The sequence below is a fragment of the Corynebacterium timonense genome, assembly GCF_900105305.1.
GTDB classification, from domain to species: Bacteria; Actinomycetota; Actinomycetes; order Mycobacteriales; family Mycobacteriaceae; genus Corynebacterium; species Corynebacterium timonense.
Window position 1 is genome coordinate 254414 of sequence record NZ_LT629765.1, and the last position, 15576, is coordinate 269989.

16 protein-coding genes and 1 tRNA gene are annotated in these 15576 nt (G+C 71.0%); 7 read left to right on the plus strand and 10 right to left on the minus strand.

The annotated features are described in order from the left end of the window. Nucleotides 1-33: 33 nt before the first annotated feature. Nucleotides 34-648, plus strand: a complete 615-nt coding sequence (locus BLT81_RS01285; RefSeq protein WP_040420687.1) for a mycothiol-dependent nitroreductase Rv2466c family protein — start codon at nt 34-36, stop codon at nt 646-648. Between the two features lie 35 nt (nt 649-683). Then, complete coding sequence (locus BLT81_RS01290; RefSeq protein WP_019193377.1) at nt 684-1157, plus strand: ribose-5-phosphate isomerase; 474 nt, start codon at nt 684-686, stop codon at nt 1155-1157. 21 nt (nt 1158-1178) lie between these two features. Here BLT81_RS01290 and BLT81_RS01295 read toward each other — a convergent pair whose 3' ends face one another. Genes BLT81_RS01295 through BLT81_RS01305 form a run of 3 tightly spaced genes read right to left on the minus strand, consistent with a single transcriptional unit; the run spans nt 1179 to nt 3993 of the window. Further along, the gene (locus BLT81_RS01295) at nt 1179-2300 is read right to left on the minus strand and encodes a glycosyltransferase (RefSeq protein WP_231286562.1); all 1122 of its coding nucleotides are present in this window, start codon (nt 2298-2300) and stop codon (nt 1179-1181) included. Then, complete coding sequence (locus BLT81_RS01300; RefSeq protein ID WP_019193375.1) at nt 2264-3151, minus strand: glycosyltransferase family protein; 888 nt, start codon at nt 3149-3151, stop codon at nt 2264-2266. The genes BLT81_RS01295 and BLT81_RS01300 overlap by 37 nt, the downstream gene beginning before the upstream one ends. Then, nucleotides 3148-3993: a WcbI family polysaccharide biosynthesis putative acetyltransferase gene (locus BLT81_RS01305; RefSeq protein WP_019193374.1), complete on the minus strand. Its 846-nt coding sequence runs from the start codon at nt 3991-3993 to the stop codon at nt 3148-3150. Before BLT81_RS01305 ends, BLT81_RS01300 begins: the two co-directional genes overlap by 4 nt. Nucleotides 3994-4059: 66 nt before the next feature. Between BLT81_RS01305 and BLT81_RS01310 the strand changes: the two genes are divergently transcribed. From BLT81_RS01310 to BLT81_RS13245, 3 genes are read left to right on the plus strand one after another with little or no spacing between them, the layout of a single operon-like run. Continuing rightward, nucleotides 4060-5025 carry a glycosyltransferase gene (locus BLT81_RS01310; protein ID WP_231286561.1) on the plus strand — a complete coding sequence of 322 codons (966 nt, stop codon included), beginning with the start codon at nt 4060-4062 and terminating at the stop codon, nt 5023-5025. Then, nucleotides 5022-6125 (plus strand): glycosyltransferase, encoded by a 1104-nt coding sequence (locus BLT81_RS01315; RefSeq protein ID WP_019193372.1) that lies wholly within the window; start codon nt 5022-5024, stop codon nt 6123-6125. The genes BLT81_RS01310 and BLT81_RS01315 overlap by 4 nt, the downstream gene beginning before the upstream one ends. Continuing rightward, on the plus strand, nt 6122-7897 hold the full coding sequence (locus BLT81_RS13245) for a glycosyltransferase (protein WP_019193371.1): 1776 nt from the start codon (nt 6122-6124) through the stop codon (nt 7895-7897). Before BLT81_RS01315 ends, BLT81_RS13245 begins: the two co-directional genes overlap by 4 nt. Here the strand turns inward: BLT81_RS13245 and BLT81_RS01325 are convergent. From BLT81_RS01325 to BLT81_RS01355, 7 genes are all read right to left on the minus strand, one after another. Then, nucleotides 7882-8712, minus strand: a complete 831-nt coding sequence (locus tag BLT81_RS01325; RefSeq protein WP_019193370.1) for an aldo/keto reductase — start codon at nt 8710-8712, stop codon at nt 7882-7884. The genes BLT81_RS13245 and BLT81_RS01325 overlap by 16 nt on opposite strands. A gap of 9 nt (nt 8713-8721) precedes the next feature. Further along, nucleotides 8722-10311 (minus strand): cytochrome b/b6 domain-containing protein, encoded by a 1590-nt coding sequence (locus tag BLT81_RS01330; RefSeq protein WP_083337237.1) that lies wholly within the window; start codon nt 10309-10311, stop codon nt 8722-8724. A 36-nt stretch (nt 10312-10347) separates the two neighbouring features. Beyond that, on the minus strand, nt 10348-11286 hold the full coding sequence (locus tag BLT81_RS01335) for an electron transfer flavoprotein subunit alpha/FixB family protein (RefSeq protein WP_019193368.1): 939 nt from the start codon (nt 11284-11286) through the stop codon (nt 10348-10350). 13 nt (nt 11287-11299) lie between these two features. Further along, nucleotides 11300-12073: an electron transfer flavoprotein subunit beta/FixA family protein gene (locus BLT81_RS01340; RefSeq protein WP_019193367.1), complete on the minus strand. Its 774-nt coding sequence runs from the start codon at nt 12071-12073 to the stop codon at nt 11300-11302. Between the two features lie 104 nt (nt 12074-12177). Beyond that, a complete protein-coding gene (locus BLT81_RS01345) occupies nt 12178-12975 on the minus strand; it encodes an enoyl-CoA hydratase-related protein (protein WP_019193366.1) in 798 nt (265 codons plus the stop codon). Between the two features lie 2 nt (nt 12976-12977). Next, on the minus strand, nt 12978-13958 hold the full coding sequence (locus tag BLT81_RS01350; RefSeq protein WP_019193365.1) for an NAD(P)H-dependent flavin oxidoreductase: 981 nt from the start codon (nt 13956-13958) through the stop codon (nt 12978-12980). A 141-nt stretch (nt 13959-14099) separates the two neighbouring features. After that, entirely contained in the window at nt 14100-14885 is a 786-nt protein-coding gene (locus tag BLT81_RS01355) for a hypothetical protein (protein WP_019193364.1), read from the minus strand. A gap of 127 nt (nt 14886-15012) precedes the next feature. On the opposite strand from BLT81_RS01355, the gene BLT81_RS01360 reads away from it, so the two are divergent. Both BLT81_RS01360 and BLT81_RS01365 read left to right on the plus strand, forming a co-directional pair. After that, nucleotides 15013-15087 (plus strand) — tRNA-Gly (locus BLT81_RS01360). A 153-nt stretch (nt 15088-15240) separates the two neighbouring features. Further along, the gene (locus BLT81_RS01365; RefSeq protein WP_155860776.1) at nt 15241-15558 is read left to right on the plus strand and encodes a hypothetical protein; all 318 of its coding nucleotides are present in this window, start codon (nt 15241-15243) and stop codon (nt 15556-15558) included. The last annotated feature ends 18 nt before the right edge of the window (nt 15559-15576 follow it).

Consider the following 15576-nt stretch of genomic DNA (forward strand, 5'->3'; position numbering starts at 1 on the left):
ACTCGTTTCAAAATTCGTTTAGGGTGGGGAGGCATGAGTGAAAAAGTTACTTTTTGGTTTGATGCTGCATGCCCCTTCTGCTGGCAGACGTCCCGGTGGATTAAAGAGGTAGAGAAGGTCCGTGACATCGAGGTCGAGTGGGTCCCCATGTCCCTGTCCGTCCTCAACGAGGGCGCTGACGTCCCAGAGGACTACGCCGAGGCGATGGAGGCCAACTGGGGCCCCGCCCGCGTGTTTGCCAAGGTGAAGCAGGAAAAGCCCGAGGCCGTGGACAACCTCTACACCATCATGGGCACCGCCATTCACCCTGGCCACAACGGCGCGCGCAAGGGCTACGGCGCGTACGACGACATCATCGCGGCGAGCCTCGAGGAGGCCGGCCTGCCGGCCACCTACGCTGAAGTGGCCAACAGCGAAGAGGCCGACGACCTGCTGCGCGGCTACCACGCCACGGCGATGGACGCGGTGGGCGACGACGTGGGCACCCCGGTGCTCAAGCTCGGTGACACCGCATTCTTCGGCCCCGTCATCACGCGCGTGCTCACCGGCGAGGAGGCAGGCAAGCTTTTCGACGCCTCCGTGGGCGTCGCCAGCTACCCCTACTTCTTCGAGCTGAAGCGCTCCCGCACCGAAGCCCCGCAGGTCTAGCGGGCGGCGCATGACGGGCCGCTAGAGTGGGGCGCATGCGTATTTACCTTGGAGCAGACCACGCCGGATTCGAGCGGAAAAACCAGATCGCTGACCACCTGAAGGCCCAGGGCCACGAGGTCATCGACTGCGGCGCCTTTGAGTACGACGCCGCCGACGACTATCCGGCGTTTTGCATCGCCGCGGCGGAGCGCACCGTCGCCGACCCGGGCTCGCTCGGCATCGTGCTGGGCGGATCCGGCAACGGCGAGCAGATCGCGGCGAACAAGGTCACCGGCGCTCGTTGCGCGCTGGCGTGGTCGGAAGAGACCGCGCGCCTGGCCCGCGAGCACAACAACGCCCAGCTCATCGGCATCGGCGGGCGCATGCACACCGAGGAGGAGGCGCTGCGCATCGTCGACGCCTTCGTGGCACAGCCGTGGAGCGAGGAGGAGCGCCACCAGCGCCGCATTGACATCCTGTCGCGCTACGAGGACACCGGCGTCGCGCCGGAGGTCCCCGGAGCCTAGGGGGCTCACAGCACAGCCCGGCTACCAGTCGGCGAAAAGCCGCTCGAGGCGCTGGGGGGCGTCGAGAAGCGATAGCCCCAGCTGCTCTCCGCTGGTGCGCGCGGCGGGCGCGGAGAGGGCCCTCGCCCGCGCCGTGAGCACGCGGGTGCCGTCGGCACAGACGAGGTGGCTGTCGGTCGCGCGGGCGTAGAACGTCTCCGGAGAGGCCAGCGCCCACGGCTGGCGCAGCTCGACGCACATGCGCTCCCCGCGGGGAGCGCCGACGCTGACGCGACGGTCGGCGCTGAAAAGCGGGGGGACCGACGCGGCGTACACGTGGGCGTCGATGCGCAGCCACGAGGCGATAACGGCCTCCACGACCCCCGCGCCCGCGGCGTCGGGCACGACGACGGCGACGTCGGCGGAGGCAAACGTGACGCCGGCGGGGCGGGCGATCGGGTGCGTGATGCGGTGAGCGAGGGCCACTGTCTCAGCGTTTTTGGCCGCTTCCACGTCGCCGCCGCGCTCGCCGAAGTCCGGTTCTGGGTGCACCGCGACGGCCGCGGGCTCGTGGACGAACTCCGCGCCCGCGTTCCACGCCCGCCACCCGAACTCCCAGTCCTCCCCGCCGTAGCCGACCATGCTGGCGTCGAAGCCGCCGAGCAGGCGAAAGAAATCCGCCGAGCAGGTCAGCGCCGCAGAGATGATGAAGCGCCACGACGTCGAGTCCGCGCGGGAGAGGTGCCCGGTGCGCTCCCAGGCCTGGGCAAGCCACTCTGGCTCTGTGCGCTCCGGGCCCGTAAGACGGCTGCCGACCACAACGGCGCGGCTGTTGCGCCGGATATGCGGCACCACCGCCCGCAGGTAGCCCGGCTCGGGCAGGGTGTCGCCGTCGACAAAGGCGACGACCTCGCCCGTCGCCGCGCTCGCCCCGAGGTTGCGGGCCGCGGCGGCGCGGAAACCCCGGTCCTCCTGCACAAGCACGGTGACGCCCGCGATCTCGGGCGGCGTCCGGGAGCCGTCGTCGGCGACGATGATTTCCACTTCGCCCTCGTAGTCCTGGGCGCGCACCGCGGCGACAACCCGCGCGAGCATCGCGTGGTTGTTGTAGTGCGGGATGATCACGCTCACACGAGGCCACACGCCGCCCACTCCCTCTGCCACGCCGCCGCGACCTCCGCCCACCCGTAGCGCGGCGGCTCCACGACGCGCGGCTCGAACCCGTCGATGGCCTCGCGCCAGGCGCCGTCGGGCACGAGTGTGATCCGCCCCGGCAGCCACCGGTCGATCTCGCGCGTGTACGCGGTGTCGCTGGCAAGCACGGTGCGCCCGGCGCCCAGCCACGTCATCAGCGACCCGGAGGCGGAAAAGTGCCGGTGGGCGCACACCGGCACCTGAGTGCGCCCCATCTCGCGGGCGAGGTCTGCCTCGCTGAGCCAACCGGTGATCTCGGCGTGGAGCTCCAGCTCCCGCGCCCACGCCTCGTGGCCGCTCGAGACCGAGCCCAAGAAGCGCAGCCGGTAGCCGGTGCCGCTCAGCGCGGCGACGAGGTCTTCGTGGCCCTTGCCCGGGTACAGGTAGCCGAGGATGCCGACGGTCCCCGGCTCGGGGTCGAAGGGCGAGCGGACCGTGGGGATGGGCAGGCGGATCACGGAGACGGGGGTGTCCGGGGTGTCAAAGAAGCGCGCCTCGTGCTCCGAGTTGACGGCGGCGAGGGTGGCGGCGGCCGCGAGGCGTCGATACGCGGGCGCACGCCGCGCGAAGCGAGCCGCGCCTTCCTCGGGCTGGGGGATGTCGTGCAAGCTGAGCGAAAAGTCGCGGCCGGCGAGGCACTCGAGCAGCGCGTCGGCGGCGGCGTTAGGGGTCGGGCCGAAGAGGTGGTCGGTGAAGGTGACGTGGACGGGGCCCTCCGGCAGGTCCCCGACCGAGCACGTCTCGGCACCCACAGCGCGGGCGAGGGAGAGCGCGTAGGAGGTCACCCCGTGCTCGGGCGGCCCGACGATGAGGTGCTTCATACGGCAAGCCCCAAGGTGGAGAGCCGGTCGGCGTGGCGCGCGAGCCCGTGCGCGACGAGGCGGGGGCGTGCGCGGTAGAACTCCAGCTGGCGCTGGGCGATGTCGTCCGCAGGCAACGGGTCCCACTCCGCGCGCCCGGCCACGGTCACCCCGAGCGCGGCGGCGGCGTCGGCGTCGATGGGCGCGTCGAGGCCGCCGAGCATTTCGTAACTGGGAGCCTCGACGGGCTCGCGAAGGCCGAGCTCGGCGGCGACGGCCTCGGCGGCCGCGACCAACGTGGCGTTATCCGGGTGGTTGATGGTGTGCCACACCGGGACGGCCTCGAGGTGGGAGGAGACGACGACCGTGCCGTGCCGGTGTTCGCGCGAGCGCATCTGCTCGATCGACATCGCAGCGGTCAGGCGCAGGGCGGCTGGCCCCGGGGCCGCGGCCACGGGCGCATCGAGGCCCCGCGCCGCCGCGGCGAGGACGCGCAGGTCGTGGTAGGGCACCACCGGGGGGTTCAGGGAGGGATCGTCCGGGTCGCGGATGATGGCCTGGTAGGGCATGAGGCCGTCGTAGCGCAGCACGGGCACGAGCACGAGGCGCGCGCCGCGCGGAAGGAGCGAGCGCATCTGACTCACACCCACGGGCAGGCCCCGGTAGTTGTCGCGGATCGGCTGGCTGACCAGGACGTCCGTGCGCGCGAGAAGCTCGGTGAACCAGCCCATGTCCGAGGCGGCGAGCTCGTGCACAGGCGGGATGCGGTCGGAGTCGAAGCTCCCGGTGGACATCAGCAGCTTGCGCATCGACTCGGCCTGACAGTTGCCCACGACGGTCAGTCGGGGCAGGGCGGTGGTCATGGGGACAATCTAGCAACCGCCCGCCGTCCGCGAACCATGAGATGCGTAATTGTTTATATTGGTGTGGTGCTTTCCCAGGACTCGACCTTGCGGGTGCTCTCTATCCCAGCAGAGCACCCCTACACGCGCGCGGTTCGCCCGGCCGGGGTGGCATACCTGCCGGACCCCGACATCGACGGCCACTGGTGGCCCCACCCGGCCCTCGAGGCGCGCTTCTGGGACACCCCCGTCGACGCCGACATCCTGCACATCCATTTCGGCTTCGAGCACCGCAGCCCGGAACAGATCGCCCAGCTCGTGCGCGCGCTGCCGATCCCGCTGGTCCTCACCGTCCACGACCTGGACAATCCGCACCTGACCTCCGCGCGCGAGCACGCCGAGCACCGCGAGCGCCTGAGCATTCTTATCGACGCCGCAGCTGCCGTCATCACCCTCACCGACTGCGCCGCCCAGCAGCTGCGCGAGGACTACGGCGCCGCCGCCGTGCGCGTGATCGCGCACCCGCGCCTCGTGCCCGCCTCGACCCGCGCGGCCCACGGCGGGGGAGCCGGAGTGTTTCTGAAATCCCTGCGCGCCAACGTCGTCGCGGACCCGGAGTTCTACCGCGGCATCGCGCGCCGCGTGCCGTTGACCGTCTACGCCCACAACGTCGACGGCACGCGCGCGCTTCGCGACGCCCTCTCCGGCGCCCCCGGCATCACCCTCGTCACCCACGACCGGATGGACGACGCGACCCTCCACGAGACCATCGGCCGCCTCGACGCCTGCCTGCTGCCCTACACGCGCGGGACCCATTCCGGCTGGCTGGAGATGTGCCGCGGCCTGGGCACGAGCGTCGCCGCGCCGGCGATCGGCTGCTACGCCGCGCAGGCGGACGACCCCGCGGCGGTGGAAACCTACCCGGTTGCGGACGCGGAGGCGGCGGCCGCGGCCCTCGAGGTGCTGCTCCGGCGCGGCGCGGTGCCCTACGCCGGTGCCCCAGGCGGGGTTGCCGCCGCCCACGCCGAGGTCTACCGCGAGGTGCTGCGATGACCGCGACCCTCGCCGCCGACGCCTTCACCGCACGCGGGGCGGGAATGCGCATCGCCTTCGTCGCCCCGGCCCGCTACCCCGTGCGCGAGCCCTACGCGGGCGGGCTGGAAGCGTTCTGCCACACCCTCGTCGGCGCGCTGCGCGCGGAGGGCCACCACGTGGACTTCTATGCCGCGGAAGGCTCTGACGGCAACGTCCACGACTTCCAGCTCCCGGGGGTGGACTGGGGCGAGGACGCCGACGCGGCCACGGATACGACGTACCCGCCGGGGGCGAAGGAGCGCGAGGACGCCGCGTTTGCGCGGCTGCGCGCGCACCTCGTCGAGGCAGGCTACGACGTGGTGCACAACAACAGCCTCAACCCGTTCATGTTCGCCGGCGCGCACAGCCCGGAGCCGCTGCCCATGGTGACCACGCTGCACACGCCCGCGCTGCCCGAGCTCACCGCGGCGATCCGCGGGGCTGGGGATCTCGCCGGACGGTTCGCGGCCGTCAGCCCACGCACCGCGCGGTCGTGGACGATCCCGCATCCCGTGCACGTCATCCCGAACGGCGTGGACGTCTCGGCGTGGCGCCCCGGCCCCGGCGGCGCCAGCGCGGTGTGGTTCGGGCGGCTCGTGCCCGAAAAGGGCGCGCACCTAGCCATCGACGCGTGCCGCCTCGTCGGTATTCCGCTGCTGCTCGCCGGGCGCATGGGCGACCGCGAGTACTTTCGGGGTGAGATCGAGCCGCGCCTCGACGCGACGCAGGCGCGGTGGCTCGGGGAGCTCTCCCACGCCGAGCTGCGTTCCCTCGTCGGGCACTGCGCGGTCAGCGTGGTCACGCCGCGCTGGGAGGAACCGTTCGGGCTCGTCGCTTTCGAGTCGATGGCCTGCGGCACCCCCGTCGCGGCCTTCGACAGGGGAGGCATGGGTGAGCTGCTGCGCTTCGCGCCGGCCGCTCTCGCCGAGCCTGACGACGTCGAATCGCTCGCGCGCGCGATCAGCGCCGCGCTGGGGCTGAGCCGCGGCCACGTCCGCGAGTGGGTGGCGCGCCGCTACAGCCTGGCGCGGACCGCGCGCCGCTACACCGCCCTGTACAAAGAGGTCGCGCTGAGATGACCCGCACGGTTGGCATCTACGCTCACCATCACGGCTCCGGGCACATGCTGCGCTGCCGGGAGATCAAGCGCGAGCTGGCAGGGCTGGGCTATCAGGCCGTGATCCTGTCGACCCGCCCAGACGCCGACGTCGTGCTGCCCGACGACGCCCTCCCCGACGGGGCCGTGGGAGGGGCCGACATCACGGCGGGCGGCACCCTCCACTTCGCGCCGGTGGGCGGCCGGGGGCTGCGCGAGCGCGCCGCGGCCGTCTCCCGCTGGGTGGCCGAGAGCGACCCGGTGGCTTTCTACGTCGATGTTTCGGTCGAGGTCGCGCTGCAGGTGCGGCTGGCCGGGGTGCCCGTGGTCACCCTCGCCATGCCCGGGGTGCGCGACGACGCGGCACACCAGCTCGGCTACAGCCAGGCCGCGGCCATCGTCGCCGCGTGGCCCTCGTGGGTGCCCCTCCCACCCCACCTGGAGGCCCACGCCTCGCGGGTGCACCGCGTCGGCGGCATCTCGCGGTTGCGCCCCCTGCCAGGGGTGGACAGGGACCCGCGCCACGTGGTCGTCATGGCGGGCGAGGGCGGCTCGACGTGGCAGGCCGACACGTGGCGGGCCGTGGAACGCGCCTGCCCGGAGTACCGCTTCACCTTCCTCACCGGGAAGAACCGCGTCGCCGACCCGACCGAGGCGCTGGCCGGGGCGGGCGTCGCCGTCATCGCGGGCGGGCAGAATTCCGTCGCTGACGTGGCTGCCGTGGGAACGCCCGCGGTGGTGCTGCCCCAGCCGCGCCCCTTCGCCGAGCAGGCCGCGACCGCCCGCGTGCTTAGCGACGCCGCACTCGCCGTCGTCCCCGACTCCTTCCCCGCCCCGTCGCGGTGGCCGCGTCTGCTGGAGAGCGCAGCGGCTCGCCGCCCCGACTGGGCGCGCTGGGAGACGGACGGCGCCGCGCGCCGGGCGGCGGAGGTGATCGCCGGGGTCGCCGAGGCGCGCCCACGGGGCAGGAGCGCGGTGCTCACGCTGGCTGACGCCTCCCGCGCCGGGCACCTGAACAACCAGATCAGCCTCTTCCCGCAGGGCCCCGACCACGTCACCGCCGCCCTGTCCGACCCGGTAGAACTCGCCCGGGCTGTGCCGGGGACCCACGTCGTGGACGCCCCGGCGGGCAACCTCGCCGCTGCGCGCAACCGGGCGGCGCGCGCCGCCGTCGAGCGCGACGCCGACACCTTGTTCTTCCTCGACGCCGACTGCGTCGCCTCAACCGAGTTGACCTCGTTGTACGCCGAGGCGTTGCGGCGCCACCCCGACGCCGTCGTCGCCGGGCCCGTGACCTACATGAAGCCCGGCGAGCTGCGCACCACCCGGCCGGACCCGCACCCCGCGCGCCCCGCCCCGCCGCCGGGGGAGACGACGCTCGCGCGGGACTACGACCTCTTCTGGTCCTTGTCGTTCGCCATGACGGCCGCGACGTGGCGGCGCATCGAGGCACTGTTCGGTGGCTTCGACGAGGCGTTCACCGGGTACGGCGGGGAGGACACGGACTTCGCCCGAAACCTAAAAGCCCACGGCATCGCGTTGTACTGGGTGGGAGGGGCGCACGCCTTCCACCAGTGGCACCCCGTGTCGTCGCCGCCGTGGGAGCACCTCGACGACATCCTCGCCAACGGCGCCCACTTCCGCTCCAAGTGGGGTCACTGGCCCATGGAGGGGTGGCTGCGCGCCTTCGAGCGGGCGGGTGCCGTCGAATGCGTCGACGGAGAGTGGCGGCGGACCGGTCAGTCCTCCTCGTAGTGCGCCGGGTGCGGCCCCTTGCGCCCGGCTTCTCCCTGATCGAGCGCGTCGAGGCGCGCCATCTCCTGTTCGGTGAGCTCAAAGCTGGTCGTCGCGAGGTTTTCCCGCATCCGCTGCGCTGTGGAGGTCTTGGGGAAGACAACGACGCCGTTTTGCAGGTGCCAGCGCAGCACCACCTGCGCCGGGCTCACGCCGCGCGCGCGGGCGATGTCGACGACATCCGGCAGGTCCGCGGGGCTGTAGTAGCCCCCGCCGAGCGGGCCCCAGCCCTCGATGACGATGCCGCGGGCGCGCATAGCCTCGCGTACGGGCCGGTTCTGGAACAGCGGGTGCAGCTCCACCTGGTTTACCGCCGGGGTGACGCCCGTTTCAGCGTCCAGCCTGTCTAGGTGCTCCGGGCCGAAGTTGGACACGCCGATGGAGGTGGCCAGCCCGTCGGCGCGCAGCTCGATCAGCGTTTCCCAGGCGGTGACGTACAGGTCCTGGGCGGGCCGCGGCCAGTGGATGAGGTACAGGTCCACCCTGTCCAGCTGGAGCGTGTCCAAGGAACGCGCGAGCGCGGCGCGGGCGTCGTCGTGGCTGTCGTTCCACAGCTTCGTCGTGATGTAGAGCTCCTCGCGCGGGACGCCCGTGGCGGCGAGGGCGCGGCCGACGCCCTCCTCGTTGTGGTAGATGTGCGCGGTGTCGAAGTGCCGGTAGCCGGCCTCGAGGGCGGCTTCCACGGTGCGTTGCGCCTCGGCGGGGTCGACCCGGCACAGTCCGTAGCCGAGTTGGGGGATGGATGTGGCGTCGTTAAGCGAGATGCGAGGGATCATGCGACCACGTTAGCGGTTGGAGACCGTACCCGTGAGCCGTGCGAGCGGGGCGGCGACGGCGGGCCGGGCCCCCCACAGCGCCAGACCGATCAACGCGGCGGCGAAGAGGAAGAACACCGTGCCGGTCCAGTCGGTGGCGTACACGCTCGGGTCGACGTCGCCGCGCGCGGCGAACATCGCGTTGAGGTTGCGGCGCAGGCCTGTCGACGCCACGAGCAGCACGTGGACGATGATGAAGCCCACGAAGAACAGCATGGTGGGGAAGTGCAGCGCGCGAGCGGTACGGCGCGAAAAGAACGTCCAGCCCGCGGGCCACCACGGGCTCATGCGCAGGCCCGAGACCGCCGCGATGGGGCTGGCGATGAAGATGACGGCGAAGTACGTCAGCTCCTGTAGCGCGTTGTAGTGCACCCACGCGTTGTCCGTCGGCCACTCCAGGGAGAGGAACTGTAGGCCAGCGGAGACGGCGTTGGGGATGGCCTCCCAGCTGGTGGGCACCACACGCATCCATTGGCCCGTGGTAAACAGCAGGATGTAGAACACCGCGCCGAGGGCAAGCCAGAGCAGGTCGAGCATGAGGTGCATCCACAGCGTCAGCGAGATCTTCGCGCGCGGGTTGCCCGTGGGAGCCCAGTACGCGGCGGGCCGGCGTTCGCGCCGCACCCGCAGGCCGGTGGAGATGATAAGGGCCATGAGGAACATGTTGAAAAAGTGCGCCCAGTTCAGCCACGCCGGCAGGCCCACGGGGGCGTCGTCGGGTAGGGGCTGCACCCCGTCGTAGCGCGCGATGAACTCCCCGCCCGCGTCCGAGGCAAGGAGGAACCGCGCCGCCAGCACACCCAGGCCGAGCACGAAGAGGGCGAGCGCAACGCCGCCGATCCAACGCGCGGCGCGCGAGCCGCGGCGAAAAGCAGCTCGCTGAGCGACGCCCTCAGAGCGCGCCGGGGTCGCCACCGGCTGCTCGGCGGCAGCCTCGCGCGCGGGTTCCTCGCCGCGCGCCCAGGCTGAGCCCTCGGGGGCGGCCTGCTCCTCGGCGCCCACCGGGGTGCTCTCGGCGACCGGCGCGGTCTCGGCCGGTGGTGCCTCGGCCGGTGGTGCCTCGGTCGGCGCTGCCTCGGCCGGTGCTGACTCGACCAGCGCCTCGCCCTGAGGCGGGAAGGGCTCACCGCCTGGCACGCGCGGCAAACCGCGGCGCAGGGGGACAGCGACGAGGTCCTGGGCCGCGCCGTCCGCTGTGGTATCCGGCAGCGCCGGTGCTGCCTCGACCAGCGCCTCGCCCTCCGGCGGGAAGGGCTCACCGCCTGGCACGCGCGGCAAACCGCGGCGCAGGGGGACAGCGACGAGGTCCTGGGCCGCGCCGTCCGCTGTGGTATCCGGCAGCGCCGGTGCTGCCTCGACCAGCGCCTCGCCCTCCGGCGGGAAGGGCTCACCGCCCGGCACGCGCGGCAAACCGCGGCGCAGGGGGACAGCGACCAGCTCACCGGAGTCGCGCTCGGTGGGGTGAAGCGCGGGGTCGTCGAGGTCGGCGGTTGTGCCAGCTGGGGGCCAGGCCTCCCCGCCTACGAGGCGGGGAAGGCCGCGACGGAGGGTGACCTGCACTGCGGAAAGTCCTTTACTTGACGTGCGTGATGAGCGTTACTTGCGGGAATCCAGCTCGGCAATGAGCTGGGGGACGACATCGAAGATGTCGCCGACGATGCCGAAGTCTGCGATCTCGAAGATCGGGGCGTCCGGGTCGTTGTTCACGGCCACGATCGTGTCGGAGGTCTGCATGCCCACCAGGTGCTGCACGGCCCCCGAGATGCCGAGGCCGATGTAGAGCTTGGGGCTGATCAGTACTCCGGTCTGGCCGATCTGCGCCTCGTAGGGCACCTGGTCCTCGTCCACCGCGGAGCGGGTGGCGCCGACCGCCGCGCCAAGGGCGTCGGCGAGGCCGCCGACGAGCTCTTCGAAGGTGTCCGCGTCGCCGAGGGAGACGCCGCCGGCGACGACTTTGTCGGCCGTGGCGAGGTCGGGGCGCGGGGAGGTGCGCTCGATTGGCGTCACCTTTGTCACCGTGGCGCTGCGGCGCCCGCTCGCCTGGACATCGAGGTTCTCGACGGTCAGGAGCGAGGGGTCGACGGCCTCCGAGCGCGCGTCGATCGAGCCGGGGCGGATGGTCACCACAGGCGCCGAGTGCGTCGCGGCGGCGACGCTGGTGTAGGCACCGCCGTAGTTGGAGTGGTCGGTGACCACGCCTTCGGCGTCGCGGCGCAGGCCGACGGCGTCGGTGAGCAGCGCCTTGCGGCGGCGCACCGCGAAGCGGGCGGCGGCGTCGCGGCCGGTCACCGTGTGCGACAGGACGACGGCGGCGGGAAAGGTGAGGTCGAAGGCGGCCTCGATGGCGTCGACAAGCGAGTGCTCGTGATCGACGACGAGGACGCGCGCTGCGCCGAGCTGGCCGAGCTCGGTGGCGCTGCCCGCCGAGGTGGTGAGCGCGACGGGCGTGCCGATGGTGCTGGCCGCGCCGATCAGCTCAGCGGCGGTGGCCGCCGGCTCGGCGACGACGAGGACGTACGTGCTGGGGGTGGTCATGCGCCGCTCCTTTCTAGATGAGGCCCTTGGCCTGCAGGAAGTCCGCGAGCTTAGCCGCAGCCTCGGAATTTCCGTTGATGATCTCGCCGCGCTCGCGGGCTGGGCGGCGCTCGATGCTCACCATGATGGAACGGGCCCGCGACCAGTCCTCGGCGTCGACGCCGAGGTCGGCCAGCGACAGTGTGGCCAGCTCCTTCTTCTTCGCGGCCATGAGCCCCTTGAAGTTGGGGAAGCGGGCATCGGGGAATTCGTCGGAGACGGCGACGACCGCGGGGAGCTCGGCCTCGAGCTCAACGATGGCGCCGTCTCCCGCCTGGGTGGCGCGCACCGTGGAGCCCTCGACAGTGAGGTCCGTGAGGTTGGTCAGCGCGGGGTAGTCGAGCAGCTCCCCGACAAGCGAGGCCATCACGCCCCCGCCCCCGTCGGAGGAGATGCTGCCCGCGACGACGAGGTCGTAGTCGTTCGCGCGGATCGCCGCGGCCAGGGCCTCGGCGGTCAGCGTCGCGTCGGCGCCGACGAGCGCGTCGTCGGAGATGATGTGGGCGTCCGCGGCGCCCATCGCGATGGCTTTGCGCACGCTGCCCGCCACGGACTCCGCGCCGACGCTTATGATCTCGACGCTCGAGCCTTCGTTGCTCTCTGCGATGCGCAGCGCGGCTTCGACGGCGCGCTCGCCGACCTCGTCCGCGACGACGTCCCCGGAGCGCTCGGTGAGCCCCGTCTCCAGGTTCATCTCGCGGTCGCTGTAGGTATCCGGGACTTCCTTCAGCAGCACGGCTATGCGCATCGCGGCTCCTTTCGCATTCGCTTCACGACGCCGACGAGTCTACCGCCACCCCCGGACACCTCCCTCATCCGGCTCAGCCGGGTTTAGCCGGTTCGAACCGGGATTCAGCCTGGGAAGCGCGGCGCGCGGCGCTCGCGGAACGCGGAGACCCCTTCCCGGTGCTCGGCGGTTCCCCGCAGCCGCGTCTGGATCTGCGCCTCTGTGGCCAGCGACTGCGATAACCCGGCCAGACTCGCCTGGTTAACGGCGGCTTTCGCACGCCCGAGCGCTTCGCGCGGCGAGCCGACGAGGCTGTCGGCGATCTCGCGGGCGCGGGCGAGGGCGTCTGGGGCGACCTCGGCGACAAGCCCATACTCGTGCGCCTCCGCGGCCGGGATGCGTGAATGTAAAAGCGCCATCGCCATCGCGCGGTGGCGCCCGACCGACGCCGCGAGGGTGACGGCGGCGCCGCCGTCGGGGATGAGCCCGATCTTGGTGAAGGGGATCGTAAAGAAGGCGTTCTCGCCGGCGATGATGATGTCGGCGAGGAAGGCCACCGAGGCGCCGATGCCGGCGCAGGCGCCCTCGACGGCCGCGATGACTGGCAACGGCGAGCGCGTGAGTACGCCCGCCATGTATTCGATGTCGTAGAGCGTGTCGGCGACGCCCATCTCGGGCGGCGAGTCTGCGGCCGCGCCCGCGAAGGCGTCGACGTCCATGCCGGAGCTAAATGCCGTGGAGTCGCCGGTGATGATGACGGCGCGGATGGAGGCGTCGTTGCTGGCCGAGCGGACGAGGTCCCCGATGGCGCGGTAGGAGTCGGGCTGGAGCGCGCCCCGCTTGGCGGGGTTGTCGATGGTGATGGTCAGCGTCGACCCCTCGACGGCGGCGGAGATGACGCCGCGGGCGAACGAGGTATCCATGGTTACTGCCCCACGAAGCTGGTGAGACGGTTCTGGATGATCTCTACGGCCTCGTCGACAATGCGCGGCACAAGCTCCGCGCAGGTCGGGATGTCGTTGATGAGCCCTTGGCACTGTCCGACGGTCCAAATGCCGGCCTCGACGTCGCCCGTCTCGTACACGGTGCGGCCGCGGGCGCCGGCGACAAGATCGCGGATCTCGGGGAAGGCGGCCCCCTCGTTGAGCTTGGCCACGACCTCGCGCGAGACGCCGTTGGTGGCCACGCGGGAGGTGTTGTTGAGGGTGCGCAGGATGAGTTCGGTGTCGCGCTCGGAGCGCGCCACGATCTCCTCCTTCACCTTCTGGTGCACCGGGGCTTCCTGGGTGCACAGGAAGCGGGTGCCCATGTTTACGCCCTCGGCGCCGAGGGCGAGGGCGGCAGCGAGGCCTCGGCCGTCGGCGATGCCGCCCGAGGCGACGAAGGGGACCGTCAGGTGGTCGGCCGCGGCGGGCATGAGCACGAGGCCAGGAACGTCGTCCTCGCCGGGGTGGCCCGCGCACTCGAAGCCGTCGATCGACAGGATGTCCACGCCCTTGTTCTGGGCGCTGATGGCGTGGCGCACGGAGGTGCACTTGTGGATGACGGTCACGCCCGCGTCTTTCAGCGTGGGCACGAAGTCCGCGGGGTTCGCGCCCGCGGTTTCCACGATGGTGATGCCCTTTTCAATGGCGACACGCAGGTACTCGGCGTAGGGCGGCGGGGTGATCGTCGGCAGAATGGTCAGGTTCACGCCGAAGGGCTTGTCCGTGAGCTCGCGGGTGCGGTCAATCTCCTTGCCCAAGTCTTCCGGGGTCGGCTGGGTCAGCGAGGTGAGGATGCCGAGACCGCCGGCGTTGGAGACGGCGGAGGCGAGCTCCGCCTTGCCAACCCATTGCATGCCGCCTTGGATGATGGGGTGCTCGATGCCGAGCATCTCGGTGATACGCGTCGTGAGGTGTGCCATGGGGAGCCTTTCGGGTGGGGTGCGAGGACCTAACGAAACCTCAGAGTATCCCCGTCGGTGTGACGCGCGCAACTACTGACGGACGGTGAGTTCTCCGTTACACGTAACGCATCCCGTGGTTCCCCGGCGGCAAGACGGGGATTAGAAGTCGAAGCCGCCGAAGTCGAAGCCGTCGCCGCCGAAGAAGCCGCCGTCATCTCCCATGTCGCCGCCCATGTCCCCCATGTCGCCGCCGTCCGCGTCTGCCGCGGCATCGGCGCCCGCGTCGCCCATGTCGCCGCCCGCGTCACCGGCGGCGAACTCCTCGGCCGACGGGGTCCCCGCCATGCCTGCAAACAGCGCGGAGTAAAACATCATGGAGCTAGCGGCCCACATGCCGGTCATCATGGCTGGGGCCCACCACGCGGCGGAGTACCAGCCGGCGGGCACGGGGCGGCCCGCGACGTTGCCGCCGGGGTAGTAGTGCGGGGTCTGCTCGCTGGCGTGCGGGGAGGCGGTGATCGTCGTGCCGTCCTCCTGGCGCACCGTGCGCTCCTCCGTCACGCGGCCAGCGCGGCGCTGCCCCTCGAGCTCGGGCAGGGCCGGGCCGGTGGGCATACCCATGTGCTCGCGGGCGGCGTTGACGTAGTGCAGGCCCTCCAGCGCGGCCTCGCGCGCGAGCTGGGCCTGGCGCGGGGTGCGTGCGTCGGAAAGCGCGGAGGAGGCGGCGTTGAAGCGCTCGCTCGCGTCGGCCATCGCCTGCGAGGAGACGGTGTCGTTGCCGCTGAGGGAGAGGACCTGCGAGCCGAGGCGGTCGGTCCAGTGCTTGGCCTCCGCGAGGGCGTCGTCAAGACTGCGCTGTTCGAGCTGGTTGGTGGAATTGGAGCGGTCGCGCACCAGGAACCAGATGAGAAGGGCTACGGCGATGAGCAGGAGGAGAGTGGCCACGAACGAACTACGCACCTTTCGTATCTATGGGATCTTATTGGCACAACGCGTCAGTGAGAAGCATAGTTCCAGGAGCGGAAAGGTTTTGGTCGTTGTGGGCTGGTGCGCTAAGCTCGGTTGAGCGCATGGGAACGTCGTATAGTGGCTAATACCTCAGCCTTCCAAGCTGAAGACGCGGGTTCGATTCCCGTCGTTCCCTCCAGGTAGGCCCATGTTTTCGGGTCGGGTTCCAGCGCTGGTCATGCCGTCAGTCATGACACTCTTGCAGGAGCGACAGTAACGCCCCACCCTCACCGGCAAAAGGCGGGGGTAGGGCGTGTTGTGTTTTGCTGCCCTGCCGCTTCGCCTCGCCGGTATGATCTCCATCGTGGAAGAAAAATCGATCACCGTCCGCACGGTTGACGGAGCAGTAATCACAGAGGATCTTCACGCGGCCTTGGTCGAGTTGGGCGCACCCGTCGCAGCAGCGTTCGGTAGAGCGACGCAGGAGGCCATGGACGCAGTCCCCTCCGGGACGGTGGAAGTGGGTGACGCTGTCCGCTCGTTGCTTGAAGCGCTCGGGAAGTTCCAGTGGGAGATCATCCTTGCGCTTGCAAAGCTGGAGACCCAGAGCGGGTCTGGGACCGTAGTGAAACTCATCCGTGAGGAAGTGGGTAGCGGCCACCTCGATTAGGGGGAAACTTCCTAGATG